The sequence below is a fragment of the Kitasatospora phosalacinea genome (assembly GCF_000717185.1).
GTDB classification, from domain to species: Bacteria; Actinomycetota; Actinomycetes; order Streptomycetales; family Streptomycetaceae; genus Kitasatospora; species Kitasatospora phosalacinea_A.
Map to the genome: position 1 here is coordinate 40,274 of NZ_JNYE01000022.1, position 26,332 is coordinate 66,605.

Genomic DNA, 26,332 nt, shown 5'->3' on the forward strand with positions numbered 1-26,332 from the left:
CGGAACCCGAAGCCACCGCACGCACCGGCAGTGCACCGCCAGCAGCCCCGAGCCCGCCGTTCCCCGGGCCCCTGACGTGCCCTCAGGCTTGCGTGGTCTCCGCCCAGCGCTTCAGCAGCTCCCCCGCCGCGCCGGAGTCGATCGCCGCCGCCGTCCGCACCATCGCGGCCGCGATCTGCCCGGTGAGCGGCGCGTCCGTCAGCTCCAGCGCGACCAGCGCGGCCGCGCTGTTGAGCAGGACGGCGTCCCGCACCGGCCCGCGCTCACCGCCCAGCACCCGGCGGGCGACCTCCGCGTTGTACTCGGGGTCGGCGCCGCGCAGCGCCTCGATGCCGACCAGGTCGATGCCGACCTCGCGCGGGTCGAACCGGGTCTCGGTGACCTCGCCGTCGCGGATGACCCACACGTGCGAGGTGGTGGTGACGGTCAGCTCGTCGAGCCCGTCGTCGCCGCGGAAGACCAGGCCCTGCGCGCCGCGCCGGGCCAGGACGCCGGCGATCAGCCCGGCGAGGCGGGTGTCGAAGCAGCCGATGGCGTGCGAGGTGACCTTGGCCGGGTTGGTGAGCGGGCCGAGGATGTTGAAGACCGTGGGGACGGCCAGCTCGGCGCGCGCCTGGGCGGTGTGGCGCATCGCGGGGTGGAACTTCGCGGCGAAGCAGAAGGTCAGGCCGACCTCCTCGGCCACCGCCGCGACCCGTTCCGCGGAGAGCTCCAGGTTGACCCCGAGCCGGCCGAGCACGTCCGAGGAGCCGGAGGCCGAGGAGGAGGCCCGGTTGCCGTGCTTGACGACCTTCGCCCCGGCCGCGGCGGCGACCACCGCAGACATGGTGGAGATGTTGACGGTCTTGGCCCGGTCGCCGCCGGTGCCGACGATGTCGACCGCCGGGCCGGGGATGTCCAGCGGCAGGGCGTGCGCGTACATCGTCTCGACCAGGCCGGCGATCTCCTCGACGGTCTCGCCCTTGCCGCGCATGGCGACCAGGAACCCGGCGACCTGGACGGGGCTGGCCTCGCCGCTCATGATCCGGTCCATCGCCCAGGCGGTGTCCGCCTGGGCGAGGTCGTTGCCCTGCAGCAGCGAGCTCAGCAGGTCCGGCCAGGTGCGGACCACCTGCGCGGGGTCGCTACCGCCGTTCGCAGAGTGCGCGTTCACCATGGCCGACTCCAGCTCTCGTCTACGTCCCAGAGGAATGGACGTCAGCCTATCGAGCGAGCGGGGACGGCCGCCCGGGGTTGCCGTCCCCTTCTCTCCAGTTGAGACGCGGCGGTGGGACGGTCAGCGCCCCGCGGGCGCCCGCCGGGCCAGCCGGGCCCGCAGCAGCGCGGTCGCGGCGTCGGCGAGCGCGACCGGGTCGACGGGGTGCGAGATGGCGGCGTCGGCCCGGCTCCAGGCGGCGAGCCAGGAGTCCTGCGGGCGGCCGATCACGACCAGGACCGGCGGGCAGCCGTAGATCTCGTCCTTCAGCTGCCGGGTCAGCCCGAGCCCGCCGACGGGGGCGGCCTCGCCGTCCAGCACGCACAGGTCGATCCCGCCCTTCTCCAGGGCGCGCAGCACCGCGGGCGCGGTGGCGCACTCCAGGTAGTCGAGGGCGGGGACGTCCGCGGCGGGCCGCCTGCCGAGGGCGAGGGTCACCTGCTCACGGGTGTTGCGGTCGTCGCTGTAGACGAGAACGGTGAGCGTCTCGTCGGAGTGCTGCGCCATGGCCCCTGCTTCCTGGTGCTCGTCCTCTTATATGTGTGCCCACGCCGGGCGGCCCCGACCGAACGGCCCAGTGTGACCCGGGCCACGTCCTTGGACGGATGCTACTCCCGCGGGCCCGTCCTGCGGAGACCCCGACGCGATCTCGCTCAAGCCGCCGCGCCCTGGACTCACCCCGGCGGCCCAGCGCGCTCACCCGTCCGAACAACCGTCAGAAAACGGGCGGTGCGCGAGGCGGGCATACCTCACGCACCGGACACTCCGAGGGAGACCCCCCGGCGTGAAGACGGAATAAGGGACCGACATAATGTCCGTCGTGGCGACAGCAACAGCAACAGAAACCGGACACGCGCACGGAGCGGTCAACAGGCCGAACCTGGTCAGCGTCGGAACCATTGTCTGGCTGAGCTCGGAGCTGATGTTCTTCGCGGCCCTGTTCGCGATGTACTTCACCCTCCGCTCGGTCAAGGGCGCCGAGTTCTGGCACGAGAAGGCCCATGCCCTCAACGTGCCGTTCTCCTCGGTCAACACCACGATCCTGGTGCTCTCCTCGCTCACCTGCCAGCTCGGCGTGTTCGCCGCCGAGCGCGGTGACGTGAAGAAGCTGCGCTCGTGGTTCACGATCACCTTCGTGATGGGCGCCATCTTCATCGGCGGCCAGATCTTCGAGTACACCGAGCTGGTCAAGAAGGACGGCCTGTCGCTGTCCTCCGACCCGTACGGCACGGTGTTCTACCTGACCACCGGCTTCCACGGACTCCACGTGACGGGTGGTCTGATCGCCTTCCTGCTGGTCCTCGGTCGGACCTACGCGGCGCGGCGCTTCACGCACGAGCAGGCCACCGCGGCGATCGTGGTGTCGTACTACTGGCACTTCGTCGACGTCGTGTGGATCGGCCTGTTCGCGACCATCTACCTGATCAAGTAACAGCCGCCCCGCCCCTGACCCGGCGTCACCTCGACGCCTGGGCGTCAGGGGCAGGCTGCTGCCGACCAGATCCTGACACCGGGGTTATTCCGTGAAAAAGCTCTCCGCACGACGGCGCCACCCACTGGCGGCGGTCGTCGTCCTACTTCTCGCCCTGGCGGCCACCGGGGGGCTGTACGCCGCTTTCGCGCCCGCCGAGAAGGCGCAGGCCGACAGCTCGGCGCAGTCGCTCGCCATCGACGAGGGCAAGAAGCTCTTCGCCGTCGGCTGCTCCTCCTGCCACGGCCTGAACGGCCAGGGCACCTCCGACGGCCCGTCGCTGGTCGGCGTCGGCTCGGCCGCGGTCGACTTCCAGGTCGGCACCGGTCGCATGCCGGCCCAGCAGCCGGGCGCCCAGGTCCCGCGCAAGAAGGTCATCTACTCCCAGACCGAGATCGACCAGCTGGCCGCCTTCGTGGCCTCGCTCGGCCCCGGCCCGGTGGCTCCCACCACCGAGCAGTACGAGCCGTCCACGGACGCGAAGACCAACGCCGAGCAGGTCGCCAAGGGCGGCGAGCTGTTCCGCACCAACTGCGCCCAGTGCCACAACTTCGCCGGCAAGGGCGGCGCGCTGACCAACGGCAAGTACGCGCCGTCCCTGGAGGGCGTGGACGCGAAGCACATCTACGAGGCCATGCAGACCGGCCCGCAGAACATGCCGTCCTTCCCCGACACCACCATGCCGGAGGAGCAGAAGCGCGAGATCGTGGCGTTCGTCCGCCACACGAACGACGAGCCCAACCCGGGTGGTCTCGCCCTGGGCAGCCTCGGTCCGGTGACCGAGGGCCTGTTCGGCTGGATCTTCGGTCTCGGCACGCTGATCGCCATCGCGATCTGGGTCGCCGCCCACACCACCAAGGCCAAGAAGTCATGAGCCACGACATGTCAGAGAACCTGCCGGAGGCGCACGGCGCCTCCCACGGCACGGACGTCGTCTCCCACGACGACCCCTTCGCCGACCCGGGCCTGCCGGCCCACGAACCGCGTCGGACCGACATCGACGAGCGGGCCGCCAAGCGGGCCGAGCGCCAGGTGTCGCTGCTGTTCGTGGTCTCGATGCTGGCGACGATCGGCTTCATCGCGTCCTACGCGTCGATCGACGCCGACAAGCTGGTCTACATCTTCCCGCTGGGCAAGGTCAGCGCGCTCAACTTCGCCCTGGGCATGACCCTCGGCGTCGCGCTGTTCTGCATCGGCGCCGGCGCGGTCCACTGGGCCCGCACCCTGATGTCGGACCACGAGCTGCCGGCCGAGCGCCACCCGATCGAGGCCGACGACGACGTCCGCAACGACGTCATCGAGCAGTTCAAGACCGGTGCCGCGGAGTCCGGCTTCGGCCGCCGCAAGATGATCCGCAACACCCTGATCGGCTCGATGGCCCTGGTGCCGCTGTCCGGCGTGGTGCTGCTGCGCGACCTCGGCCCGCTGCCGGAGCAGAAGCTGGCGCACACCGGCTGGGACAAGGCGAAGCCGAGCCAGCCGATCCGCCTGGTCAACATGAACACCGACACGGCCATGAAGCCCGAGGACATCATCCAGGGCTCGCTGACCTTCGCGAAGCCCGAGGGCCTCGAGGAGTCGGCCGAGGACTTCCAGCAGCAGATCGCCAAGGACGCCCTGATGCTCATCCGGATCGCCCCGGAGAACATCAAGGACTCCGAGTCCCGGGACAAGGGCTTCGAGGGCATCCTCGCCTACTCGAAGATCTGCACCCACGTCGGCTGCCCGATCTCGCTGTACGAGCAGCAGACCCACCACGCGCTCTGCCCCTGCCACCAGTCGACCTTCGACCTGGCGGACGGCGCTCGCGTCATCTTCGGCCCGGCCGGCCACCCGCTGCCGCAGCTGAAGATCACCACCGATGAGGAGGGCTTCCTGGTCGCCACCGGCGACTTCGACGAGCCCGTCGGCCCGAGCTACTGGGAGCGTCCGCGATGAGTTCCGCAAGCGGCACCAAGAACAGTGCCTCCAAGCCGGCCAGCACCCGCGCCAAGCCCGCCAACAAGGCCGAGGCGACCGCCGACTGGGTCGACGGCCGGCTGGGGATCTACTCCCTGGCCAAGGCCAACCTGCGCAAGATCTTCCCGGACCACTGGTCCTTCATGCTCGGTGAGATCTGCCTCTACAGCTTCATCATCATCATCCTCACGGGTGTGTACCTGACGCTGTTCTTCAAGCCGAGCATGGCGGAGACCGTCTACCACGGCACCTACCTGCCGCTGAACGGCATCCGGATGTCGGAGGCGTACGCCTCCACGGTGAACATCAGCTTCGAGGTCCGCGGCGGTCTGCTGATCCGCCAGATCCACCACTGGGCCGCGCTGGTCTTCGTGGCCGCGATGTTCGTCCACATGATGCGCGTCTTCTTCACCGGCGCGTTCCGCAAGCCGCGCGAGATCAACTGGCTGTTCGGCTTCCTGCTGCTCTGCCTGGGCTTCTTCGACGGCTTCTTCGGCTACTCGCTGCCGGACGACCTGCTGTCGGGCACCGGCATCCGCTTCATGGAGGGCGCGATCCTCGCGGTGCCGCTGGTCGGCACCTACATCCAGATGTTCCTGTTCGGCGGCCAGTTCCCGGGCACGGACATCATCCCGCGCTTCTTCACCATCCACGTGCTGCTCATCCCGGGCATCATGCTGGGCCTGCTGGTGGCGCACCTGATCCTGGTCTTCTACCACAAGCACACCCAGTGGGCGGGCCCGGGCAAGACCGAGAAGAACGTCGTCGGCATGCCGCTGATGCCGGTCTACATGGCGAAGGCCGGTGGCTTCTTCTTCCTGGTCTTCGGCATCATCGCGGTGATGTCCGCGGTCGCCACGATCAACCCGGTGTGGGCGTACGGCCCGTACCGTCCGGACCAGGTGTCGACCGACGCCCAGCCCGACTGGTACATGGGCTTCGCCGAGGGCCTGATCCGCTTCATGCCGGGCTGGGAGGTCTCCGTCTGGGGCGGCCACACGCTGAACCTGGGCGTGTTCATCCCGCTGATGATCTTCCCGCTGGTCCTGGTCGCGATCGCGGTGTGGCCGTTCATCGAGTCCTGGGTCACCGGCGACAAGCGCGAGCACCACATCCTGGACCGCCCGCGCAACGCCCCGGTCCGCACCGCGTTCGGCGCGGCCTGGATCGCGCTGTACCTGGTCCTGCTGGTCGGCGGTGGCAACGACCTGTTCGCCACCCACCTGCACATGTCGATCAACACGATCACCTACGCGGTCCGCGTCGGCTTCTTCGTGGTGCCGGTCCTCACCTTCATCGTCACCAAGCGCTGGTGCCTCGGCCTGCAGCGCCGCGACAAGGACAAGGTGCTGCACGGGCGCGAGTCCGGCATCATCAAGCGCCTGCCGCACGGTGAGTTCATCGAGGTCCACACCCCGCTGGCGCAGAAGGACCTGCACACCCTCACCGCCCACGAGCAGCCCCAGCCGCTGGAGCTGCCCGCCGAGACGGACGAGAACGGTGTGGCCCGCAAGGCCGGCGTGATCGCCAAGACCCGGGTGAAGCTCTCCGAGGGCTTCTACGGCGAGGGCAACCAGATCGCCAAGCCCACCACCGAGGAGTACCACGAGATCACCAGCGGCCACGGCCACCACTGATCCCGCGTAGCTGTCACGCCACGTCAGAACCCTCCACCGGCCCCGGCCGGTGGGGGGTTCTGGCATACCGGGGGCACCGCCGCGGCACCCTGTTATGTTGACCGGGTGCACCTGGTGATCGACGCCCAGTCCCCCGTCCCGCCCTACGAGCAGGTCCGCGCGCAGATCGCGGCCCTTGCCCGCGCCGGCGAGCTCCCGGTCGGCCTGAAGCTCCCCACCGTCCGCGCCCTCGCCGAGCAGCTCGGCCTGGCCGCGAACACGGTGGCCCGCGCCTACCGCGAGCTGGAGGCCGACGGCGTGGTCGAGACCCACGGCCGGGCCGGGACCACCGTCGCCCCGACCGGCGACACCGCCCACCGCCAGGCGGCGGCCGCCGCCGCCGAGTACGCGGCCCGCGCCGCCCGCCTCGGCCTCACCCACGACGAGGCCCTCGCCGCCGTCGCCACCGCCCTCGGCGTGGCCTACCGCTGACGACCCGCCGGACGGCAGAAACCCCGCACCCCCCGGTCAGGGGTGCGGGGTCCCGGCGCCTCACCGGCTCGCGCTCGGGCTCGGGCCCGTGTTCACCGACGGGCTCGGCATCGCGTTCACCCCCGTGTCCGGGGCGGCCGTGCTGACCGGCTTGCCCAGCGCGCTGTGCTTCACGTACTCGTCGAAGGCGATGTTCCAGTCGCCGAAGCCGTTGCCGAACGGCTCCATCTCGTCGCCCTTGCTGTTGACCACCTGCACGATGTCGCCGACGCGGGTGTTGTCGAAGAACCACTTCGCCTCGTCGGTGCTCATCCCGGTGCAGCCGTGGCTGACGTTCTCCTTGCCCTGCGCCCACACCGACCAGGGCGCGGCGTGGACGTACTCGCCGCTCCAGGTGACCCGGGTGGCCCACTTCACGTCCAGGTCGTAGGACTCGCTGCTGCCCGCCGCGATGCCGATCGTCTCGCTGCTCATCCGGACGTCGGACTCCTGGCCGAGCACCACCTTGACGCCGTTGCGGGTGTCGAAGCCGGGCTTGCCGGTGGTGACCGGGATGGTCTTCACCACCTCGCCGTTGCGCTTGTACGTCAGCTGGTCGGTGCCCGCGTCGACCAGCGCCTCGATCCGGTCGCCGGTGCGCAGGGCCAGGCTCTGCTGCTCGCCGCCGTAGACGCCGTCGGATATCCGGATGCCGGGCAGGTCGTAGGCGAGCTCGACGGTGGTGTTGGCGGGCCAGTACTCCTGCGGCCGGAAGTGCAGGTTCTCGTCGTCGACCCAGTACCAGGCGCCGGTGACGGCGGGCTGCGAGGTGACGGTGAGGCCGCGTTCGATCTGCTGCCGGGCCGCCGGGTCGGTGACCGCCTCGGAGAGCTTGACGGTGAGCGGCTGGCCGACGCCGTAGACGCCGCTGCCCGAGCTGTCGGGGCCGAGTTCGGCGGTGACGACGTGCTGCGCGTCGGCGGTGGTGAAGGTGGAGTCGGTCTCGCCGTGGCCGCCCTTGCCGTCCTCGGCCGCGACCTTGACGGTGTACGCGGCTCCGGCCCGGAGCGGGTCGGTGGTCCGCCAGTGCTGCTGGTCGGCGGCGAGCTCACCGGCCACCGGTCGGCCGTCGGGTCCGGTGACGGTGACGGCGGCGAGCTTGCTGCTGCCGTCCGTGGTGACGCTGAACGCCTTCGCCGGGTCGGCCTTCTCCCCGGCGGCCGAGGTGTGGATCAGCGGGGCCACGTCGATCTGACGGGCCGTTTCCTGCTCCGGCGCGCCGCTGTCGGTCGAGCAGGCGGCGGCCGGGGCGAGCACCAGCATCGCGGCCAGTGCGGTCCGGCTGGAGCCGGATATCCGAGAGCCCTTCAACGGAACCTCCCAGGGGTGTGAACCTGCCTCAGAGCGTAGGAAGGCGTCACCCGGTCGGCACTCCGGGTAACCCGGGCGGGGGACACCGCCCGGCCGCTCCCCGGGAACGACGGGGGCCGGGCACCCCCCGAGGGGGGTGCCCGGCCCGCCGTGCGGCTCGCGCGGTCGGCGCGCTCCGGAACCTACTGGTTCTGGTTCTCGCCGCGGTAGAACTCGAAGACCCAGCCGAACAGGCCGATCAGGATGACCGGGATCGACCAGTACAGCAGCCACCAGCCGAAGATGACGCCCAGGAAGGCCAGCGCGCCACCGATCGCCAGGGAGAGCGGCTGCCAGCTGTGCGGGGCGAAGAAGCCCACCTCGCCGGCGTCGTCCGAGACCTGGGCCTCGGGGTTGTCGCCCGCGCCGGTGTCCACCCGCTTGGCGGTGAACGCCAGGTAGAAGCCGATGAAGGCGCACAGGCCGAAGGCCAGGAACAGCGCGGTGGTGCCGGCGGCCTCCAGGCCGTGGTCCGACTTACCGGTCCAGACCATGTAGGTGATGGCGATCGCCAGCACGAACACGGCCAGACCGGCGAAGATCTTTCCCTGCTCCTTCATCGGGCGTCACCCTCATTCTTGCCCTTGCCCAGCGACGGACGGTCGTACTGCGCGGGGGTCACACCCTCGAAGTGCTTGGCCGGCTCACCGTGGTTCTCCAGGTAGTCCAGCGCGGCGATCTCCGGGTGGTGCAGGTCGAAGGCCGGGGACTCGGAGCGGATCCGCGGCAGGGTGGTGAAGTTGTGCCGCGGCGGCGGGCAGGAGGTCGCCCACTCCAGCGAGCGGCCGTAGCCCCACGGGTCGTCGACCTCGACCTTCTCGCCGTACTTGGCGGTCTTCCAGACGTTGTAGAGGAACGGCAGGATCGACAGGCCGAGCAGGAACGAGCTGATGGTCGAGACGGTGTTCAGCGTGGTGAAGCCGTCGCTCGCCAGGTAGTCGGCGTAGCGGCGCGGCATGCCCTCGGCGCCCAGCCAGTGCTGGACCAGGAAGGTGCCGTGGAAGCCGACGAACAGCGTCCAGAAGGTGATCTTGCCGAGGCGCTCGTCCAGCATCTTGCCGGTCATCTTCGGCCACCAGAAGTGGAAGCCGGCGAACATCGCGAAGACGACGGTGCCGAACACCACGTAGTGGAAGTGCGCGACGACGAAGTACGAGTCGGAGACGTGGAAGTCGATCGGCGGCGAGGCCAGCAGCACGCCGGTCAGACCGCCGAACAGGAAGGTGACCAGGAAGCCGACCGTCCAGAGCATCGGGGTCTCGAAGCTCAGCGAGCCCTTCCACATGGTGCCGACCCAGTTGAAGAACTTCACACCGGTCGGGACGGCGATCAGGAAGGTCATGAACGAGAAGAACGGCAGGAGCACCTGTCCGGTCACGTACATGTGGTGCGCCCACACCGTCACCGAGAGGCCGGCGATGGCGATGGTCGCGGCGATCAGGCCGGAGTAGCCGAACATCGGCTTGCGGCTGAAGACCGGGATGATCTCGGAGACGATGCCGAAGAACGGCAGCGCGATGATGTAGACCTCGGGGTGGCCGAAGAACCAGAACAGGTGCTGCCAGAGCAGCGCTCCGCCGTTCGTCGGGTCGAAGACGTGCGCCCCGAACTTGCGGTCCGCCTCCAGGGCGAACAGCGCGGCCGCGAGGACCGGGAAGGCCAGCAGGACCAGCACGGCGGTCAGCAGGACGTTCCAGACGAAGATCGACATCCGGAACATCGTCATGCCGGGCGCGCGCATGCAGATGATCGTGGTGATGAAGTTGACCGCGCCGAGGATGGTGCCGAAGCCGGAGAACGCCAGGCCCATGATCCACATGTCGGCGCCGATGCCCGGCGAGCGGACCGCGTCCGACAGCGGCGAGTAGGCGAACCAGCCGAAGTCGGCGGCGCCCTGCGGGGTGAGGAAGCCGGCCACCGCGATGATCGAGCCGAACAGGTACAGCCAGTAGGCGAACATGTTCAGGCGCGGGAAGGCGACGTCGGGGGCGCCGATCTGGAGCGGCATGATCCAGTTGGCGAAGCCCGCGAACAGCGGCGTGGCGAACATCAGCAGCATGATCGTGCCATGCATGGTGAACGCCTGGTTGAACTGCTCGTTCGACAGGATCTGGGTACCGGGGCGGGCCAGCTCGGCGCGCATGACCAGGGCGAGCACGCCACCGATCAGGAAGAAGGCGAACGAGGTCGCCAGGTACATCGTGCCGATCGTCTTGTGGTCAGTGGTGGTCAGCCACTTGATGATCGCGTTGCCCGGCTTGCGCACCCGCGGGGTCCCCGAGGTGACGGCCCCGGCTCCCCCACCGGCCGCGGCGGGCTCGTTGAGGATGGTCACTTCTCTTCACTACTTCCCGTGGTGGGGAGGATGCCTGCGGGAACCGCGCCGGCCTGGCCCTTGTCGCGGAGCTCCTTGAGGTGCTGCTCGTAGTCGGCGGCCGACACGACCTTCACGTTGAACAGCATCCGCGAGTGGTCGGTGCCGCAGAGCTCGGCGCACTTGCCGCGGTAGGTCCCGAGCGCGGTCGGGGTGACCTGGAACTCGTTCACCACGCCGGGCACGACGTCCATCTTCATCATGAAGTTGACGGGCCAGAAGTCGTGGATGACGTCGTTGGAGGTCAGCCGGAACTTCACGGTCTCGTTGATCGGCAGGTAGAGCGTCGGGGCGTTCCCCGTGCTGCCGACCTCGTACGCGGCGGTGGTGCTCGCCGGGTCCGGGATCTCGGAGTTCTCGTAGTTGAACGCCCAACTCCACTGGAAGCCCACCACGTTGATGGTGTGCTGCGACTTGGCGTCGACCTTCGTCAGGGTGGCCTCGTCGCGGGCGACGAAGTAGAACAGCACCGAGACGATGACGAGGGGGACCGCGGTGTACAGCGCCTCGATGGGCACGTTGTACCGGGTCTGAGCGGGGACCTCCACCTTGGTGCGGCTGCGCCGGTGGAAGAACACGCTCCAGAGGATCAGACCCCACATCAATGCACCAACAACCAGGGCCGCGATCCACGAGCCCTGCCACATGTGAAGGACCAGCGGGCCTTCCTTGGTGACGGGACTGGGGAGGCCAAGCCTGGGCAGGTCGTTGGCCGAGCAGCCGGTGGCGGTCGCGATGACGAGGCCCAGTGCCAGCGCCTGAGGCAGCTTCCGCCGCATCGTGCGCCGCGGCGAGCGGTCGGAGCCGTTGGGACTCACGTAGCGCCTTCCCGAAGTCTCGCCCGCGAACGCACCACCGGGAGGAGCCTGTTGTCAGGGTCTCCTCGGCGGTCCGGCCACGGGCACGGTTTGAATGCTTATGCGGGCCAAACGCTACTCCATCCTTATGCGGCACTCACGGGCAGCCCCTGGTAACGCGCCGCCCGGCTACCCGTTCGGCACCCCGTGGGGTGAACCACCCCCGCGGGACGGATGGAGTCGCAGGTCATGGCGGACGTCCGAGCCTCTCACGACCGAACGGGCGACCGTACTACGACACGCGGGTGACGGACCGTCGGCCACCCCGCGGGGGTGGGAGGAATCACCCCGTAAGGGGCAGCCGCGGCGTCGTCTACGGTGGCCGGGTGCCCTACTTCGACGCCGCCTCCACCGCCCCGCTGCACCCCGTCGCCCGGCAGGCCCTGCTCGCCGCCCTCGACGAGGGCTGGGCCGACCCGGCCCGGCTGCACCGCTCCGCCCGGCAGGCCCGGATGCTGCTGGACGCCGCCCGGGAGACCGTCGCCGAGGCGCTCGGCGCCCGGGCCGACGAGATCGCCTTCACCGCATCCGGCACCCAGGCCCTCCAGTTGGGCGTCCTCGGCGCCCTGCGCGGCCACCGCCGCCGCGGCGCCCACCTGGTGCACTCCGCGGTCGAGCACTCCGCCGTCCTGCACGCCGCCGAGCGCTGGGAGGCCGACGGCGGCGCCGCCACCTCCGTCCCGGTCGACCGCCACGGCCGGGTCGGCGCCGCGGAGTTCGCCGCCGCGGTGCGCCCCGACACCGCGCTCGCCGTGCTGCAGTCCGCCAACCACGAGGTCGGCACCCTGCAGCCGGTCACCGAGACCGCCGCGCTGCTCGGCGACGTCCCGCTGCTGGTCGACGCCGCGCAGAGCGCCGGGCGGCTGCCCGTCCCGGCGGGCTGGTCGGTGCTGGCCGCCAGCGCCCACAAGTGGGGCGGCCCGGCGGGCGTCGGGGTGCTCGCCGTCCGCAAGGGCGTCCGGTTCTCCTCCGCGCTGCCCGCCGACGACCGCGAGGGCGGCCGGGTGCCGGGCTTCCCCAACGTCCCGGCGATCGTCGCCGCCGCGGCCTCGCTGCGCGCCGTCCGGGCCGGGGCCGAGGCCGAGAACGCCCGGCTGCGGGAGCTCGTCGACCTGGTCCGCCACCGCGTCCCGCAGCTCGTCCCCGCCGTCGAGGTGGTCGGCCACCCCGAACTGCGGCTCCCCCACCTCGTGACCTTCTCCTGCCTGTACGTGGACGGCGAGGTGCTGCTCACCGAGCTCGACCGGGCGGGCTTCGCGGTCAGCTCCGGCTCCTCCTGCACCTCCAGCACCCTGACGCCCAGCCACGTGCTGGCCGCGATGGGCGTGCTCACCGAGGGCAACCTCCGGGTCTCGCTGCCCGCGGGCACCACCCGCGCCGAGGTGGACGCCTTCCTCGACGTGCTGCCCCGGGTGGTCGCCGAGGTCCGCGCCCCGCTCGGCCTCGACCTCCCGGCGCCCGGCCCGGCCGCGGCCGCGGAGCCGGCGGCGGGATCGGAGCCGGAGCCGGAGCTGGTCCTCGACACCCTGGGCAAGCGCTGCCCGATCCCGGTCATCGAGCTCGCCAAGCGCATCGGCGAGGTCGCCCCCGGCGGCCGCGTCGCCGTCCTGTCCGACGACGAGGCGGCCCGCCACGACATCCCCGCCTGGTGCGAGATGTGCGGCCACACCTACGCGGGCGAGGCCCCCGCCACGGAGTACGGGGGCGCCCGCGGCACGGCCTACCTGGTGCGGAGGGCGTGAGACGCCAGGGGCCCGGGCTGCCGCCGGACCCCGGCGGGCCCTCCGCTCAGCGGGCGATGCGGGAGGCGATCTCCTTCGCGGCCGCCGGGCCGTACGCCGTCTCGAAGCGCTCCAGGAAGTGGCCGCCGCGCAGCTCGTACTCCTGGGTGCCGACGGTCTCGATCACCAGGGTGGCGAGCATGCAGCCGACCTGGGCGGCGCGCTCCAGGCCGAGGTCCCAGGAGAGGCCCGCCAGGAAGCCGGCCCGGAAGGCGTCGCCGACGCCGGTCGGGTCGGCCTTGCGCTCCTCGGCGGGGCAGCCGACCACGACGTCGGGCTCGCCGCGGCGCTGGATGCGCACGCCCTTGGCGCCGAGGGTGGTGACCCGGGTGCCGACGCGCTCCAGGATCTCGTCCGCGGACCAGCCGGTCTTGGACTCGATCAGGGCGGCCTCGTACTCGTTGGTGAAGAGGTAGGCCGCGCCGTCGACGATCTCCCGGATCTCCTCGCCCTCCAGGCGGGCCAGCTGCTGGGAGGGGTCGGCCGCGAAGGCGTAGCCGCGGGTGCGGCACTCCTGGGTGTGGCGGACCATCGCGGCCGGGTCGTCCGCGCCGATCAGGACCAGGTCGAGGCCGCCGACCCGGTCGGCGATCGGCTGGAGCTCGATGTTGCGGGCCTCGGCCATCGCGCCGGTGTAGAACGACGCGATCTGGTTGTGGTCCTGGTCGGTGGTGCACATGAAACGGGCGGTGTGCCGGGTCTCCGAGATGTGCACCGAGTCGGTGTCCACGCCGTGCCGGTCGAGCCAGCTGCGGTACTCGGCGAAGTCGCCGCCGGCCGCGCCGACCAGGATCGGGTTCAGGCCCAGCACGCCCATGCCGAAGGCGATGTTGGGGCCGACCCCGCCGCGGCGGATGTCCAGGGTGTCGACCAGGAAGGACAGCGAGACCGTGTGCAGCTGCTCGGGCACCAGCTGGTCGGAGAAGCGTCCGGGGAAGGTCGTCAGGTGGTCGGTGGCGATCGAGCCGGCGACGGCGATGCGCACGAGGTCTCCTCTGGCGGCCCGGCCGTGGCCGGAGCTGGGGGCAACAACCCGCCTACGGTACCCGGACCGACGGGGTGCTACCGGTCGGTAAGGCTGTCTTCCGGCCGCGCATCGGCCTAGGGTCGCCAGTACGGGGGCCGGACGCGGCCCCCGCCCAGTCCGCGGCGCCGTGGCCGCGGCACGGCGATCGGAGCTGGTTCGCGCATGGTGATCGATCAGTCCTCCGGGTGGCTGCCGGGCCGCCGCCCCGAGGCCCCCGAGTCCGAGACGCTGGCCGAACTGCTGGACTCCTCGCGCCGGATGGGCCGGTTCTGGCCGGTCGCCGGTCCGCTCCCGGCGGCCTCCGCCCCGCCCGCGCCGGTCGTCCGGGTGCCGGTGGCGGCGCGCCGGGTGGTCGCGGGCATGCCGGAGTACGGCGGCTAGGGGTCCCGGCCTTCCTCCGCGGAACCGGTTTCCTCCGGGGCACGTCAAACCCGCGCGGTGCCGCTCCCGGCGGTGCCGCACGACCCTCGGGAGGAACGCAGACCATGGACGACAGCACCGCAGCCGTCTCCACCAAGACCCCCCGCGCGCGCCGGGCGGCCGCCGCGCTCGCCGGTGCGGCCCTCGCGGCCGGCCTGCTGACCGCGTGCGGCAGCTCCGGCGGGGCCGCCGCCGGGCCCTCGTCGGGAGCGGCCGTCAGCCCGGTCCCCGGCAGCCCCGTCGTCTCGCCGTCCGCCGCCGCCTCGCCCTCCGCGTCCGCGTCCGCCCCGGCGGAGTCGAGCCCGTCCGCGGCCGCGAGCCCGCAGCCCTCGGCGCCGCAGTCGACCACGCCCGGGATAGCCGTCGGCGAGCGCCCGCCGACCGCGGTGAAGATCCCCGCGACCGGCTACCGGCAGGACGGCCCGACCCGGCTGACGGTGTTCTTCACCGCCGGGATCTGCGACAAGTACGGCGTCCGGGTCGAGGAGGACGCCCCGCCGGTGGTGCGGCTGCGGGTGGTGATCACCCAGACCGCGGAGCCCGGCAAGGCCTGCCCGCAGGTGGTCAAGGAGCAGGAGGTCGGCGTCACGCTGTCGGAGCCGATGACCGGCGGCGGCGTGGTCGACACCGCGACGGGCGAGCAGGTGCCGCCGCAGGCCGGCGTCGCGGGCGGCGACCCGCGCTGAGCCGCGGTGACCGCGGTCACCGCGCCCGGAACGCCGCGAGGGCGGCTCCCCCGTGCTGGGGAGCCGCCCTCGGCGCGTGCCGAGCCTGCTGGGGCTTAGCTGAACGAGTCGCCGCAGGCGCAGGAGCCGGTGGCGTTCGGGTTGTCGATCGTGAAGCCCTGCTTCTCGATGGTGTCCACGAAGTCGACGGTGGCGCCGCCCAGGTAGGGGGCGCTCATCCGGTCGGTGACGACCTTGACACCGTTGAAGTCCTTGACGACGTCGCCGTCCAGCGAACGCTCGTCGAAGAACAGCTGGTAGCGCAGGCCCGAGCAGCCGCCGGGCTGCACGGCGACGCGCAGCGAGAGGTCGTCGCGGCCTTCCTGCTCCAGCAGGCCCTTGACCTTGGCCGCGGCGGCATCGGTGAGGAGAATGCCACTCTCGACGGTGGTCTCGTCCTGGACGGTCATGCTTACTCCCGGTCTGTGACGACGGTGATCCGCCAGTGCCAACCAGCGGCCCCCCGGATTCATTTCCGGGAGGTGGTGCGTTCGGGGGACATTTTTCGTCGCCCACTCCCCCACGTACCCCATGCTCGCACACCGGGAGCAGCGGGTCACCGCCCACTTCCGCGAACCGCTACCGCCCGCGCACCGGGCGGTAGCAGGATGTGAGGGGTGATCATTCGTCAGCTCAGGGACACCGCGGACGACGCCGGGGCCGTGGACCGGATCGCCCGGACCGCCTTCCGCGATCTGGACGGCCGACCGCCGAACGACCCGGAGACCCCGGCGGACGTCCGGCGCGGGATCCGCGGCGCGGCCCGCGTCCGGCACCTGGCGGTCACCGACCCGCAGGGGTGCTGGATCGCCGAGCAGGACGGCGAGGCCGTCGGGGCGGCGCTGTCGCTGCGCCGCGAGGGGGTGTGGGTGCTGCCGCTGTTCGTGGTGCTGCCCGCCGCGCAGGGGCAGGGCGTGGGCCGGCTGCTGCTGGAGCGGGCCACCGCGTACGGACGCGGCTGCCTGCGCGGCATGCTGTGCGCCTCGCCGTCCCCGGCGGCGGCCCGGCGCTACCGGCGGGCCGGGTTCACCCTGCACCCGACGATGCGGCTGACCGGGCAGGTCGACCGGGAGCGGCTGCTGGACCCGGGCGAGATCCCGGTGCACGCGGGCAACGCGACGCACCTGCACCTGCTCGACTCGGTCGACCGCCGCCTGCGGGGCGCGGCGCACGGGCCGGACCACGCGTTCATGCTGGCGCACTTCGAGGAGCTGCTGGTCGCGGACACCCTGGCCGGGACGGGCTACTGCTACCGGGACGGCGGCGAGGTGCAGCTGCTCGCCGCGACCTCCAAGCGGATCGCGGCCCGGCTGCTGCGCGAGGCGCTCTCCCGGGTGCCGGTCGGGACGGAGGCGAGCGTCTCCTTCCTGACCGCCGAGCAGGAGTGGGCGGTGGACGCGGGCCTCGACCTGGGCCTGTCGCTGTCCACCCGCGGCTACCTGGGCCTGCGCGGGATGCGGCCGCCTGCGCCGTACGTCCCCAACGGGGGCTACCTGTGAGGCGGAACCAGGGGCTCGGGGAACGGCGAGGCTCTTCTCACCGCATGGTGTCGAGGATCTCCCGGACCGTCTCCATCGTGGTCCCCGGGTGCAGGAAGGCGAAGCGGGCGACGGTCTCGCCGTCCCAGCCGGTGGGGGTGACGAAGCCGGTCTGGTCGGCGAGGAGCTGCCGGGACCAGCGGTAGTAGTCGTCGTGGGTCCAGCCCTTGCGGCGGAAGCAGACGGCGGAGAGCTGCGGGTCGTGGAGGAGTTCGAGGTGGTCGGCGTCGCGGATCAGCTGCGCGGTGTCGCGGGCCAGGCGCAGGCCGGCCTCGATGGCGTCGGTGTAGGCCTGGACGCCGTGGACGGCGAGGGAGAACCAGAGCGGGAGGCCGCGGGCGCGGCGGGTGAGGTGGTAGGCGTAGTCGGTGGGGTTCCACTCGTCGCCCTCGGTGTGCAGGACGTCCAGGTAGGAGGCGTCCTGGGTGTGGACGGCGCGGGCCAGGCGCGGTTCGCGGTAGAGCAGGGCGGCGCAGTCGAACGGGGCGAACAGCCACTTGTGCGGGTCGACGACGAAGCTGTCGGCGTGCTCGATGCCGTCGTAGCGGTGGCGGACGGAGGGGGCGAAGAGCCCGGCGCCGCCGTACGCGCCGTCGACGTGGAACCAGAGGCCGTGCTCGCGGGCGACCTCGGCGATGCCGGCCAGGTCGTCGACGATGCCCTCGTTGGTGGTGCCCGCGGTGCCGACGACGGCGATCACGGTCTCGGGGTGGGGGTCGGCGGCGAGGGCGGCGCGCAGGGCGGCGCCGGTCAGGCGGCGGTCGACGGCGGGGACGGGGAAGGGTTCGACGCCGATGATGTTGAAGGTGTTCTTGACCGAGGAGTGGACCTGGTCGGCGACGGCGATCCGCAGCCGGGCCTCCGGTCCGACGCCCAGGCGGCGCCTCGCGGTGTCGCGGGCGACGACCAGCGCGGAGAGGTTGCCGGCCGAGCCGCCGGAGACGAAGGTGCCGCCGGCGCTCGCGGGCAGGCCGGCCCGGTCCGCTATCAGGCGCAGGACCTGGTTCTCGGCGGCGATCGCGCCGGCCGCCTCCAGCCAGGAGATGCCCTGCAGGGAGGCGCAGGAGACGACCATGTCGAAGAGCAGGGCGGCCTTGGTGGGGGCGCAGGGGATGAAGGAGAGGTAGCGCGGGCTGTCGGCGGAGATGACGGCGCGGGAGAGCTCGTGGTCGTAGAGCTTGAGGACGTCGGCGGGGTGGTTGCCGTGGTCGTTCAGCAGCCCGGCGAGGGCCTCGCGCAGGTGGGCGCCGTCGCCGGGGTGGTCGAGCGGGACGGGGTCGTACTGCAGGCGTTCGCGCATGTAGTCGAAGACGAGGTCGACCAGCTCGTTGTCCGGCTTGTGCATGCGGTCGGGTGCTGCGTACACGGGTGTCCTCTTCGCTGCGGGCGGTGCTGGGGTCGTGATCAGCGTAGGCAGCGGGGGTCGGCGGGCGCGCGTCGGAACGCGGCCCTCCGGGGCGGGTTTCCTGCGTGTTCGGGCGGGGGCGCGCAGGAAAGCTGCGCCGGGTGGGTCACAGGAGCCGGGAGAGGACCACGGAGGAGCGGCTGCGCTGGACGCCGGGCTCCTTGCGGATGCGTTCGATGACGGCTTCCAGGTGGCGGGTGTCGGCGGCGCGCAGGTGGACGAGGGCGTCGGGGTCGCCGGTGACCGTCCAGGCGGCGGCGACCTCGGGGAACTGGCGCAGGGTGGCGAGCAGTTCCTCGGGCGAGGTGCGGGCGCGGCAGTAGACCTCGACGAAGGCCTCGGTGTGCCAGTCGAGCAGGTCGGGGTCGAGGACGACGGTGAAGCCGCGGACCACGCCGCGCGCCCGCAGCCGGTCGATCCGGCGGCGGACGGCGGTGGCGGAGAGGTTGGTGAGCAGCCCGATCTCGGCGTAGGAGGCGCGGCCGTCGCGGCCGAGGTGCTCGATCAGCAGGCGGTCGGTGTCGTCGAGCGCCGCCGGGCCGGGGCCGGGCGGCCGGTGGGTACTCATGGCGGGGCTCCACGGGCGGTGCGGGTGAGGGCGGCGGGCCGGAGGGGACGGTTCCGCGGGCCCCATTCTCGCGGACGCCGCGGGCGGGTCAGTCCACCAGTAGGACGATCTTGCCGCGGGTGCGGCCCTCGGCGTTGAGGGCCTGGGCGGAGGCGGCCTGGCTGAGCGGGAAGGTGGAGGCGACGGGGACGGTGAGCAGGCCGTCCTCGGCGAGCCGGGCGACGGTGGCGAGGTCCTCGGGGTCGGGGCGGGTGAAGACGTAGCGGCCGCCGCGGGCGGTGACGGTGTAGTCGACCACGGAGGCGACCCGGGTGGGGTCCTTGAGCAGGCCGGTCGAGACCTCGACGGCGTCGCCGCCGATCAGGTCGAGGGCGGCGTCGACGCCGTCGGGGGCCAGGGCGCGGACGCGTTCGGCGAGGCCGGGGCCGTACTGGACGGGTTCGACGCCCAGGCCGCGCAGGAAGGTGTGGTTGTGCTCCCCGGCGGTGCCGATGACCCGGGCGCCGAGGGCGGTGGCGACCTGGCAGGCGATCGAGCCGACGCCGCCGGCCGCGGCGTGGATCAGCACGGTCTCGCCGCGGCGCAGTCCGAGCGCCCCGACCAGGGCCTGCTGGGCGGTGAGTCCGGCGGTGGGCAGCCCGCCGGCCTCGGCCCAGTCGAGGGCGGCGGGTTTGCGGGCCAGGGTGCGGACGGGGGCGGCGACGAGTTCGGCGTAGGTGCCGTGCTCGATGACGTCCTTGCGGACGTAGCCGATGACCTCGTCGCCGGGGGCGTACTCGGTGACGGCGCCGCCGACGGCCTGGACGGTGCCGGCCAGGTCGAAGCCCATGACCAGGGGGAAGTGCGCGTCGAGGACGCCGTCGAGGTGCCCCTCGCGGATCTTCCAGTCGACGGGGTTGACGCCGACCGCGCGGGTGCGGACGAGTACGGTGTCGGGGCCGACCTTCGGGTCGGGGAGCTCGGTGTACTCGACCACGTCGGGGCCGCCGTAGCGGTGGATCGCGATTGCCTTCATGCCCCCAGCCAACCGGACGGCACGGCGGGTCCTCGCGTCGGAAGCATCCATCCTGGTGAGCGGTTCTCGTCACATCGACGAATCGGCCATCGTCAGACTGACGACAACCGGTTATCATAGATAGCGTCAGATAGACGAGAAGGCTGGTGTTGATCCGGCCGCACCAGGAGGGCAGCCGCCCGTGACCACCACGACCGAGACCTACGGCACCGACCCCGCCCCCTCCCCGCTCGCCCTGCTGCTGCTCGGCCGGGAGGCCGACCCGAACAGCGAGCGCGGCGTGGAGTGCCCCGGCGACCTGCCCGCCGCCTCCGACCCCGACCTGGTGGCGCGCGCCCGCGCCGCGAAGGAGAAGCTCGGCGACCGGGTCTTCATCCTGGGCCACCACTACCAGCGCGACGAGGTCATCGAGTTCGCCGACGTCACCGGCGACTCGTTCAAGCTGGCCCGGGACGCGGCGGCCCGCCCGGAGGCCGAGTACATCGTGTTCTGCGGCGTGCACTTCATGGCCGAGTCCGCCGACATCCTCACCTCCGAGCGCCAGCAGGTCGTCCTGCCGGACCTCGCGGCGGGCTGCTCGATGGCCGACATGGCCACCGCCGAGCAGGTCGCCGAGTGCTGGGACGTGCTGACCGAGGCGGGCGTCGCGGACGCCACCGTGCCGGTGTCGTACATGAACTCCTCGGCCGACATCAAGGCGTTCACCGGCAAGCACGGCGGCACCATCTGCACCTCCTCCAACGCGAAGCGCGCCCTGGAGTGGGCCTTCGAGCAGGGGCAGAAGGTGCTGTTCCTGCCGGACCAGCACCTGGGGCGCAACACCGCGGTGCTGGAGATGGGCATCTCCCTGGACGAGTGCGTGCTCTACAACCCGCACAAGCCGAACGGCGGCCTGACCGCCGAGCAGCTGCGGGACGCGAAGATGATCCTGTGGCGCGGCCACTGCTCGGTGCACGGCCGCTTCAGCGTGGAGTCGGTGAACGAGGTCCGCGAGCGGATCCCGGGCGTGACCGTGCTGGTGCACCCGGAGTGCAGGCACGAGGTGGTCACCGCCGCCGACATGGTGGGCTCGACCGAGTACATCATCAAGGCGCTGGACGCCGCCGAGCCCGGCTCGAAGTGGGCGATCGGCACCGAGCTGAACCTGGTCCGCCGCCTGGCCAAGGCGCACCCGGACAAGGAGGTCGTCTTCCTCGACCGCACCGTGTGCTTCTGCTCGACCATGAACCGGATCGACCTGCCGCACCTGGTCTGGGCGCTGGAGTCGCTGGCCGAGGGCCGGGTGCCGAACGTGATCACGGTGGACGCCGAGACCGAGAAGCACGCCAAGGCGGCGCTGGACCGGATGCTGGCCCTGCCGTAACGATCCGCCCCGCGGCCCGCCGCGGGCGTGCGGGAGGGCGAACAAGAGGGCGGGCACCCCACCGGGGTGCCCGCCCTCTCGTCACGTGTGGCGCCCGAACTACTCCGGGAGTCCGGGGATCAGGCCGTCGCCCTCGTCGCGCAGCAGCTCGCGGACCTGCTCCAGGGACGCCTCGGCGTCCGGCAGGATCAGGTCCGACGGCTCCAGCGACTCCGCCGGGAGCGGCGTGCCGACCTCGCGAACGGTCGCGAGCAGGCTGCCGAGCGCGGACCGGAAGGCCGCCTCGTCGCCCGTCTCGACGGCCTGGAGCAGCTCGTCGTCCAGCTGGTTCAGCCGGTTCAGGTCGGCCTCCGCGACCTCGAACTGCCCCTCACCCAAGACCCGCATGATCATGCTGGTGCTTCTCCCCTTGTTGCTCGCGGGCTTACTTCTGGTAGTTGATGGTGGGCGGCGGGGTGTCGTTCTTCCCCTGCTCGATCGCCTGCGGCTGGGAGGCGGGGGTGCCACCGGTCAGCTCGGCCTTCATCCGGGCCAGCTCCAGCTCGACGTCGCCGGAGCCGGCCACCCGCTCCAGCTCGGCCTCGATGTCGTCCTTGCGGCCGAGGCCGCTGGCGTCGTCGAGCGCGCCGGAGGCCAGCAGCTCGTCGATCGCGCCCGCGCGGGCCTGCATCTGCGCGGTCTTGTCCTCCGCGCGCTGGATCGCCAGGCCGACGTCGCCCATCTCCTCGGAGATGCCGGAGAAGGACTCGGCGATCCGGGTCTGCGCCTGGGCGGCGGTGTAGGTGGCCTTGATGGTCTCCTTCTTGGTGCGGAAGGCGTCCACCTTGGCCTGGAGGCGCTGGGAGGCGAGCGTGAGCTTCTCCTCCTCGCCCTGCAGGGCCTGGTACTGCGTCTCCAGGTCGGTGATCTGGGACTGCAGGTTGGCCTTGCGGCTGAGCGCCTCGCGGGCGAGGTCCTCGCGGCCGAGGGACAGCGCCTTGCGGCCCTGGTCCTCGTACTTGGCGGACTGCTGCTGGAGCTGGGTCAGCTGGAGTTCCAGGCGCTTGCGGGAGGTGGCCACGTCGGCGACGCCCCTGCGCACCTTCTGCAGCAGTTCCAGCTGCTTCTGGTAGGAGTAGTCGAGCGTTTCGCGCGGGTCCTCCGCCCGGTCCAAGGCCTTGTTCGCCTTGGAGCGGAAGATCAGCCCCATACGCTTCATGATTCCGTCGCTCATGGGCCTCGATAGCCCCCTTCTTCGGGCCTGGGTTTGCGTCTCGTGACAGGTCGAGTGTATGCGCGGTGAGGCCACCGGCGCAGTGCACCAGCCTGCAACAATGCTGCTACAGCGGGCGGCGGTTCGGCATCGTCCTCACGATCGATATCGGTTCGCGTCCGGGGTCGCGCCGGAAAGGCGCCGGTCAACCCGTACGCTGGGAGTGTGTTTCGACGCCGCTCTGATGAATCCGCCGCCTCCTCCTCCACCGTCACCATGACGAAGGAGGACGAGAAGTCGGCCCGTGACCCGCAGGCTCCCAAGGGTCGGCCCACGCCCAAGCGCAGTGAGGCCGAGGCCAACCGGAAGACCCGGGTGACCGTCCCCAAGGACCGCAAGGAGGCCGCCAAGCAGGCCCGCGAGCGGATGCGCGCGGAGCGCGAGAAGCAGCGCACCGCGCTGCTGGAGGGCGACGAGCGCGCCCTGCCGCCGCGCGACAAGGGCCCGGTGCGGCGCTACGTCCGCGACTTCATCGACTCCCGCTGGGCCGCGGCCGAGTTCTTCCTGCCGTACGCGGTCGTGGTGCTGGTGCTCAGCATCACCAAGATCGGCTACCTGCAGCTGCTCTCCACGCTGCTGTTCATGGTCTTCTTCGTGGTGGTCATCCTGGACTTCGTCCGGATCGGCTTCCAGCTGCGCAAGTCGCTGGCCCAGCGCTTCCCCGACCAGGACACCCGCGGCGCGGTCATGTACGGCCTGATGCGCACCCTGCAGATGCGCCGGCTGCGGCTGCCCAAGCCGGTGGTCAAGCGGGGCGAGCGGCCCTGACCGCGGAAGCCGTTCCGCCGTACTGGGCCCCGCCCGCGCAGCAGCCGGTCGGGGCCCTCGGCGCACCGGGCATCCCCCCGCAGCACGGCTACGGGTACGCGCCGCAGGGCCGGTACGGGCGGCTGCCGGCCCGCGGCGGGCCGTACCACAGCGGGGCCGGCGAGTGGCTGGAGCGGCACGGCGGGCTGCACAACCTGGTCCGCCAGGAGCTGGTCACCCGGCAGCTCGCCGAGCAGCTCACCCGCGGCGTCGCGCTGCGGGTGCTGGACGTCGGCTGCGCCGAGGGCACCCAGGCGCTGCGGCTGGCCCGGGCCGGGCACTTCGTCACCGGCATCGACCCCGACCAGGGCACCCTGGGCCTGGCCCACCAGGCGCTGTGCGCCGAGCCGCCGGAGGTCCGCGAACGCGTCCAGCTGCTGACCGGCGACGGCCACCAGGTCGGCCGCTGGTTCGGCCCGCGCAGCTTCGACCTGGTGCTCTGCCACGGCACCCTGATGTCCCTGCCGGACCCGGAGCCGATGCTGGCCTCGGTGGCGCGGATCCTGGCCCCCGGCGGCCTGCTCTCGCTGCTGGTCCGCAACGGCGACGCGCTGGCCATGCGGGCCGGGCTGACCGGCGACTGGCGGGCCTGCCAGGAGTCCTTCGACTCCACCCGCTACACCAACCGCCTCGGCCTGCCCGCCCGGGCCGACCGCCTCGCCGAACTCTCCGGCACGCTCGCCGGGTTCGCCGTCCCGGTCCGCCGCTGGTACGGCGTGCGGGTCTTCACCGACACCATGCCGGACGAGGCGGCGCCGGTCGACGGCCGGCAGCTCGCCCAGCTGCTCGACGCCGAGGAGCGGGCCGGCAAGCAGGACCCGTACCGGCAGGTCGCCGCGCTGCTGCACGTCGTCGCCGAGAAGTAGCCGGGCGGCGGCGGGCGGCTGGGCGGGCCTCAGGCCTCGTGCAGGCTCATCGGGTAGACGTCCCGCCCGTCCTCGACCAGGACGACCCGGTCCACGCCGTCCTCCAGCAGGGCCTTCCACTCCTCGCCGATCCAGGACTCCGCGTCGCCCTGGCTGGAGAACTCCTCGACGCCGTTGGCCGGCTCCACCACGGTGCCGTCGCTCTTCTCGTACCGCCAGGTCCACACCATGCCGGGCTCCTCCGCGAATCGTGCCACTGGGATCGTGACGGTAGCGTGCCCACCCGGCGCGGGGGCGAAGCTCCGTCCGGCAGGATGATCGCATGGCTCTCCCCCGCACCCTGCTCCTCGGCGGCGCCCGCTCCGGCAAGTCCACCCGGGCCGAGCTGCTGCTCGCCGACCGCCCCGACGTGCTGTACGTGGCCACCTCCGGCCGCCGGGACGGCGACCTCGACTGGGCCCGGCGGGTCGACCTGCACCGGGCCCGGCGCCCCGCGTCCTGGCGGACCGCCGAGACCTGCGCGCTGGAGGAGGTGCTGGCGGACGGCGCGGACCGGGCGCCGGTGCTGATCGACTGCCTGGCGCTGTGGCTGACCGCGGTGATGGACGAGTGCGGGGCCTGGGAGGACGCGGTGTGGTTCGGCGGCGGCCAGGAGGCGGTGGAGGCGCGCTGCGCGGCGCTGGCCGCCGCCTGGGCCGGGACGGGACGGGAGGCGGTCGCGGTCTCCAACGAGGTCGGGATGGGCGTGGTGCCCGCCACCGCCGCCGGACGGCGCTTCCGGGACACCCTCGGACGGCTCAACATGGCGGTCGCCGACGCCTCCGAACAGGTGCTGCTGGTGGTCGCCGGACAGGTGCTGACCGTCAAAGCGGCGGCCGTGTAGATTGCCGAGCGATGGACACCACCGTGGATCTCGACACTTTCTCCTCACTCGTCGAACGGCCCGACGAGGGTGCGCGGCGCGGCGCCGAGGAGCGCTGGCAGCAACTGGCCGTGCCGCGCGGCGGCCTCGGTCGGCTCCAGGAGCTGGGCGCCTGGCTGGCGTCCGCCCGGGGCGAGGCGCCGGTCCGCCCGCTGACCGGTGCCCGGGTGCTGCTGTTCGCCGCCGACCACGGCGTCGCCTCGCTGGGCGTCTCCACCCTGGACGCCCGCGGCGGCACCGCGGACCGGGTCCGCGCCGTGCTGGACGGCACCGCGCCGGTCGCCGTGCTGGCCCGCCGCTACGGGGCGGACGTCCGGGTGGTCGACGTCGCGGTGGACGCCGACCCGAACGAGTTCCCCGAGGAGGTCGTCCGCCACCGGGTGCGCCGCGGTTCCGGCCGGATCGACGTCGAGGACGCGCTGAGCGCGGACGAGGCCGCCCGGGCATTCCGGGCCGGCATGGCCGTCGCCGACGAGGAGGCCGACGCGGGCACCGACCTGGTGCTGCTCGGCGACCTGGGCGTCGGCTCGACCACCGTCGCCGCCGTGCTGGTCGGTGCGCTCTGCGGCACCGACGCCGCCGCCGTCACCGGCCGCGGCTCGGGCGTCGACGACCGCACCTGGATGGTCAAGTGCGCCACCGTCCGGGACGCGCTGCGCCGGGCCCGCCCGGTGCTCGGCGACCAGCTCGCGCTGCTGGCCGCGACCGGCGGCGCCGACTTCGCCGCGATCACCGGCTTCCTGCTGCAGGCGGCCGTCCGCAAGCTCCCGGTCGTCCTGGACGGCGTGGTCTCGGCGGCCTGCGCGCTGGTCGCCCAGCGGATCGCCTTCCGGGCCCCCGAGTGGTGGCGGGCGGCCTCGCTCACCGGCGAGCCCGCCCAGGCCAAGGCGTACGACCGGCTGACCCTGACGCCGCTGCACGAGGCGGGCGTCACCATGGGCGAGGGCGTCGGCGCGGTGCTGGCGCTGCCGCTGCTGCAGGCCGCCGGGGACACCCTGGCCGAGCCGTCCGCCGTCCCGAGCCCCAAGCCGCTGCCGCCGCGGGCCCCGGCCAAGCTGCCGACGGCCGCGGACCTGCTGGACCGCTACTGACTCCGTCGGGGCGCACGGTGAACGGCGAGCACGCGCAGCAGGGGGCGACGGAGGCGGAGGGGCTCTCGGCGGAGGGTCCTGCGTCGACGGCTTCCGATCTCGCGCAGCTCCCCGCGCCCCTGACGGGGCGTGGAGCGAGCGACGGGCACGGACGGCCGGAGGCCGGGGAGCTCCGCTCGGACGGGGGCTCCGCGGCCCC

General features: G+C 72.2%; 28 protein-coding genes. 14 read left to right on the forward strand and 14 right to left on the reverse strand.

Annotated elements, in window-relative coordinates; genetic code table 11:
* Nucleotides 1-82: 82 nt before the first annotated feature.
* Nucleotides 83-1,156 (reverse strand): anthranilate phosphoribosyltransferase, encoded by a 1,074-nt coding sequence (gene trpD, locus OO57_RS12020; protein WP_106973964.1) that lies wholly within the window; start codon nt 1,154-1,156, stop codon nt 83-85.
* A 120-nt stretch (nt 1,157-1,276) separates the two neighbouring features.
* On the reverse strand, nt 1,277-1,702 hold the full coding sequence (locus OO57_RS12025; RefSeq protein ID WP_033252373.1) for a hypothetical protein: 426 nt from the start codon (nt 1,700-1,702) through the stop codon (nt 1,277-1,279).
* Between the two features lie 304 nt (nt 1,703-2,006).
* Between OO57_RS12025 and OO57_RS12030 the strand changes: the two genes are divergently transcribed.
* From OO57_RS12030 to OO57_RS12050, 5 genes are all read left to right on the forward strand, one after another.
* Entirely contained in the window at nt 2,007-2,627 is a 621-nt protein-coding gene (locus OO57_RS12030; protein ID WP_030460978.1) for a cytochrome c oxidase subunit 3, read from the forward strand.
* 91 nt (nt 2,628-2,718) lie between these two features.
* The gene (locus OO57_RS12035) at nt 2,719-3,540 is read left to right on the forward strand and encodes a c-type cytochrome (protein WP_033252374.1); all 822 of its coding nucleotides are present in this window, start codon (nt 2,719-2,721) and stop codon (nt 3,538-3,540) included.
* Nucleotides 3,541-3,548: 8 nt separating this feature from the next.
* Nucleotides 3,549-4,604 (forward strand): ubiquinol-cytochrome c reductase iron-sulfur subunit, encoded by a 1,056-nt coding sequence (locus OO57_RS12040; RefSeq protein WP_234337316.1) that lies wholly within the window; start codon nt 3,549-3,551, stop codon nt 4,602-4,604.
* Nucleotides 4,601-6,262, forward strand: coding sequence for a cytochrome b (locus OO57_RS12045; protein WP_033252376.1), 1,662 nt, complete (start codon nt 4,601-4,603; stop codon nt 6,260-6,262). The genes OO57_RS12040 and OO57_RS12045 overlap by 4 nt, the downstream gene beginning before the upstream one ends.
* 105 nt (nt 6,263-6,367) lie before the next feature.
* Nucleotides 6,368-6,733: a GntR family transcriptional regulator gene (locus OO57_RS12050; protein ID WP_033252377.1), complete on the forward strand. Its 366-nt coding sequence runs from the start codon at nt 6,368-6,370 to the stop codon at nt 6,731-6,733.
* A gap of 60 nt (nt 6,734-6,793) precedes the next feature.
* Here OO57_RS12050 and OO57_RS12055 read toward each other — a convergent pair whose 3' ends face one another.
* From OO57_RS12055 to coxB, 4 genes are all read right to left on the reverse strand, one after another.
* The gene (locus OO57_RS12055) at nt 6,794-8,035 is read right to left on the reverse strand and encodes a L,D-transpeptidase family protein (protein WP_033252378.1); all 1,242 of its coding nucleotides are present in this window, start codon (nt 8,033-8,035) and stop codon (nt 6,794-6,796) included.
* Nucleotides 8,036-8,265: 230 nt separating this feature from the next.
* On the reverse strand, nt 8,266-8,682 hold the full coding sequence (locus tag OO57_RS12060) for a cytochrome c oxidase subunit 4 (RefSeq protein WP_033252379.1): 417 nt from the start codon (nt 8,680-8,682) through the stop codon (nt 8,266-8,268).
* On the reverse strand, nt 8,679-10,457 hold the full coding sequence (ctaD, locus tag OO57_RS12065; RefSeq protein ID WP_033252380.1) for a cytochrome c oxidase subunit I: 1,779 nt from the start codon (nt 10,455-10,457) through the stop codon (nt 8,679-8,681). The genes OO57_RS12060 and ctaD overlap by 4 nt, the downstream gene beginning before the upstream one ends.
* Nucleotides 10,454-11,314 (reverse strand): cytochrome c oxidase subunit II, encoded by an 861-nt coding sequence (gene coxB, locus OO57_RS12070; RefSeq protein ID WP_033252381.1) that lies wholly within the window; start codon nt 11,312-11,314, stop codon nt 10,454-10,456. The genes ctaD and coxB overlap by 4 nt, the downstream gene beginning before the upstream one ends.
* A 365-nt stretch (nt 11,315-11,679) precedes the next feature.
* Between coxB and OO57_RS12075 the strand changes: the two genes are divergently transcribed.
* Entirely contained in the window at nt 11,680-13,095 is a 1,416-nt protein-coding gene (locus OO57_RS12075; protein WP_033252382.1) for a cysteine desulfurase/sulfurtransferase TusA family protein, read from the forward strand.
* Between the two features lie 46 nt (nt 13,096-13,141).
* Here OO57_RS12075 and OO57_RS12080 read toward each other — a convergent pair whose 3' ends face one another.
* Nucleotides 13,142-14,119: a carbohydrate kinase family protein gene (locus OO57_RS12080; RefSeq protein WP_033252383.1), complete on the reverse strand. Its 978-nt coding sequence runs from the start codon at nt 14,117-14,119 to the stop codon at nt 13,142-13,144.
* Nucleotides 14,120-14,323: 204 nt separating this feature from the next.
* Here OO57_RS12080 and OO57_RS12085 point away from each other — a divergent pair, with 204 nt between their 5' ends.
* Together OO57_RS12085 and OO57_RS12090 are read left to right on the forward strand one after the other, a co-directional pair.
* Complete coding sequence (locus OO57_RS12085) at nt 14,324-14,542, forward strand: hypothetical protein (protein WP_033252384.1); 219 nt, start codon at nt 14,324-14,326, stop codon at nt 14,540-14,542.
* Nucleotides 14,543-14,646: 104 nt separating this feature from the next.
* A complete protein-coding gene (locus OO57_RS12090; protein ID WP_033252385.1) occupies nt 14,647-15,267 on the forward strand; it encodes a hypothetical protein in 621 nt (206 codons plus the stop codon).
* A 95-nt stretch (nt 15,268-15,362) separates the two neighbouring features.
* Here the strand turns inward: OO57_RS12090 and erpA are convergent, their stop codons facing one another.
* The gene (gene erpA, locus OO57_RS12095; protein WP_033219641.1) at nt 15,363-15,716 is read right to left on the reverse strand and encodes an iron-sulfur cluster insertion protein ErpA; all 354 of its coding nucleotides are present in this window, start codon (nt 15,714-15,716) and stop codon (nt 15,363-15,365) included.
* Between the two features lie 207 nt (nt 15,717-15,923).
* Between erpA and OO57_RS12100 the strand changes: the two genes are divergently transcribed.
* Nucleotides 15,924-16,805, forward strand: coding sequence for a GNAT family N-acetyltransferase (locus tag OO57_RS12100; protein WP_033252386.1), 882 nt, complete (start codon nt 15,924-15,926; stop codon nt 16,803-16,805).
* Nucleotides 16,806-16,842: 37 nt separating this feature from the next.
* Here OO57_RS12100 and OO57_RS12105 read toward each other — a convergent pair whose 3' ends face one another.
* The 3 genes from OO57_RS12105 to OO57_RS12115 form a co-directional block, all read right to left on the reverse strand.
* Complete coding sequence (locus tag OO57_RS12105; protein WP_106973965.1) at nt 16,843-18,210, reverse strand: pyridoxal phosphate-dependent decarboxylase family protein; 1,368 nt, start codon at nt 18,208-18,210, stop codon at nt 16,843-16,845.
* A gap of 145 nt (nt 18,211-18,355) precedes the next feature.
* Nucleotides 18,356-18,817 (reverse strand): Lrp/AsnC family transcriptional regulator, encoded by a 462-nt coding sequence (locus tag OO57_RS12110; protein ID WP_051777331.1) that lies wholly within the window; start codon nt 18,815-18,817, stop codon nt 18,356-18,358.
* An 88-nt stretch (nt 18,818-18,905) separates the two neighbouring features.
* A complete protein-coding gene (locus OO57_RS12115) occupies nt 18,906-19,832 on the reverse strand; it encodes an NADP-dependent oxidoreductase (RefSeq protein ID WP_199811244.1) in 927 nt (308 codons plus the stop codon).
* Between the two features lie 181 nt (nt 19,833-20,013).
* On the opposite strand from OO57_RS12115, the gene nadA reads away from it, so the two are divergent.
* On the forward strand, nt 20,014-21,195 hold the full coding sequence (nadA, locus tag OO57_RS12120; RefSeq protein ID WP_033252388.1) for a quinolinate synthase NadA: 1,182 nt from the start codon (nt 20,014-20,016) through the stop codon (nt 21,193-21,195).
* 99 nt (nt 21,196-21,294) lie between these two features.
* On the opposite strand, the gene pspAA is transcribed toward nadA, so the two are convergent.
* On the reverse strand, nt 21,295-21,588 hold the full coding sequence (gene pspAA / locus OO57_RS12125; RefSeq protein WP_033252389.1) for a PspA-associated protein PspAA: 294 nt from the start codon (nt 21,586-21,588) through the stop codon (nt 21,295-21,297).
* A gap of 31 nt (nt 21,589-21,619) precedes the next feature.
* Entirely contained in the window at nt 21,620-22,408 is a 789-nt protein-coding gene (locus OO57_RS12130; protein WP_081973625.1) for a PspA/IM30 family protein, read from the reverse strand.
* 255 nt (nt 22,409-22,663) lie between these two features.
* On the opposite strand from OO57_RS12130, the gene OO57_RS12135 reads away from it, so the two are divergent.
* Nucleotides 22,664-23,215 (forward strand): DUF3043 domain-containing protein, encoded by a 552-nt coding sequence (locus OO57_RS12135; protein ID WP_033252391.1) that lies wholly within the window; start codon nt 22,664-22,666, stop codon nt 23,213-23,215.
* A gap of 194 nt (nt 23,216-23,409) precedes the next feature.
* Nucleotides 23,410-24,120 (forward strand): methyltransferase domain-containing protein, encoded by a 711-nt coding sequence (locus tag OO57_RS12140; protein ID WP_033252392.1) that lies wholly within the window; start codon nt 23,410-23,412, stop codon nt 24,118-24,120.
* 29 nt (nt 24,121-24,149) lie between these two features.
* Here the strand turns inward: OO57_RS12140 and OO57_RS12145 are convergent, their stop codons facing one another.
* Nucleotides 24,150-24,350, reverse strand: coding sequence for a hypothetical protein (locus OO57_RS12145; protein WP_033252393.1), 201 nt, complete (start codon nt 24,348-24,350; stop codon nt 24,150-24,152).
* A 92-nt stretch (nt 24,351-24,442) separates the two neighbouring features.
* Here OO57_RS12145 and OO57_RS12150 point away from each other — a divergent pair, with 92 nt between their 5' ends.
* Nucleotides 24,443-25,003, forward strand: a complete 561-nt coding sequence (locus tag OO57_RS12150; RefSeq protein ID WP_051777334.1) for a bifunctional adenosylcobinamide kinase/adenosylcobinamide-phosphate guanylyltransferase — start codon at nt 24,443-24,445, stop codon at nt 25,001-25,003.
* 11 nt (nt 25,004-25,014) lie between these two features.
* A complete protein-coding gene (locus OO57_RS12155) occupies nt 25,015-26,133 on the forward strand; it encodes a nicotinate-nucleotide--dimethylbenzimidazole phosphoribosyltransferase (RefSeq protein WP_033252394.1) in 1,119 nt (372 codons plus the stop codon).
* The last annotated feature ends 199 nt before the right edge of the window (nt 26,134-26,332 follow it).

Excerpts from the sequence above, each read along its gene's own strand:
- trpD (WP_106973964.1), bottom strand. The coding sequence starts at position 1,156 with ATGGTGAACGCGCACTCTGCGAACGGCGGTAGCGACCCCGCGCAGGTG.
- OO57_RS12025 (WP_033252373.1), bottom strand. The coding sequence starts at position 1,702 with ATGGCGCAGCACTCCGACGAGACGCTCACCGTTCTCGTCTACAGCGAC.
- OO57_RS12030 (WP_030460978.1), top strand. The coding sequence starts at position 2,007 with ATGTCCGTCGTGGCGACAGCAACAGCAACAGAAACCGGACACGCGCAC.
- OO57_RS12040 (WP_234337316.1), top strand. The coding sequence starts at position 3,549 with ATGTCAGAGAACCTGCCGGAGGCGCACGGCGCCTCCCACGGCACGGAC.
- OO57_RS12045 (WP_033252376.1), top strand. The coding sequence starts at position 4,601 with ATGAGTTCCGCAAGCGGCACCAAGAACAGTGCCTCCAAGCCGGCCAGC.
- OO57_RS12055 (WP_033252378.1), bottom strand. The coding sequence starts at position 8,035 with ATGCTGGTGCTCGCCCCGGCCGCCGCCTGCTCGACCGACAGCGGCGCG.
- OO57_RS12060 (WP_033252379.1), bottom strand. The coding sequence starts at position 8,682 with ATGAAGGAGCAGGGAAAGATCTTCGCCGGTCTGGCCGTGTTCGTGCTG.
- OO57_RS12085 (WP_033252384.1), top strand. The coding sequence starts at position 14,324 with ATGGTGATCGATCAGTCCTCCGGGTGGCTGCCGGGCCGCCGCCCCGAG.
- OO57_RS12090 (WP_033252385.1), top strand. The coding sequence starts at position 14,647 with ATGGACGACAGCACCGCAGCCGTCTCCACCAAGACCCCCCGCGCGCGC.
- erpA (WP_033219641.1), bottom strand. The coding sequence starts at position 15,716 with ATGACCGTCCAGGACGAGACCACCGTCGAGAGTGGCATTCTCCTCACC.
- OO57_RS12110 (WP_051777331.1), bottom strand. The coding sequence starts at position 18,817 with ATGAGTACCCACCGGCCGCCCGGCCCCGGCCCGGCGGCGCTCGACGAC.
- OO57_RS12115 (WP_199811244.1), bottom strand. The coding sequence starts at position 19,832 with ATGAAGGCAATCGCGATCCACCGCTACGGCGGCCCCGACGTGGTCGAG.
- pspAA (WP_033252389.1), bottom strand. The coding sequence starts at position 21,588 with ATGATCATGCGGGTCTTGGGTGAGGGGCAGTTCGAGGTCGCGGAGGCC.
- OO57_RS12130 (WP_081973625.1), bottom strand. The coding sequence starts at position 22,408 with ATGAGCGACGGAATCATGAAGCGTATGGGGCTGATCTTCCGCTCCAAG.
- OO57_RS12135 (WP_033252391.1), top strand. The coding sequence starts at position 22,664 with ATGACGAAGGAGGACGAGAAGTCGGCCCGTGACCCGCAGGCTCCCAAG.
- OO57_RS12145 (WP_033252393.1), bottom strand. The coding sequence starts at position 24,350 with ATGGTGTGGACCTGGCGGTACGAGAAGAGCGACGGCACCGTGGTGGAG.
- OO57_RS12150 (WP_051777334.1), top strand. The coding sequence starts at position 24,443 with ATGGCTCTCCCCCGCACCCTGCTCCTCGGCGGCGCCCGCTCCGGCAAG.
- OO57_RS12155 (WP_033252394.1), top strand. The coding sequence starts at position 25,015 with ATGGACACCACCGTGGATCTCGACACTTTCTCCTCACTCGTCGAACGG.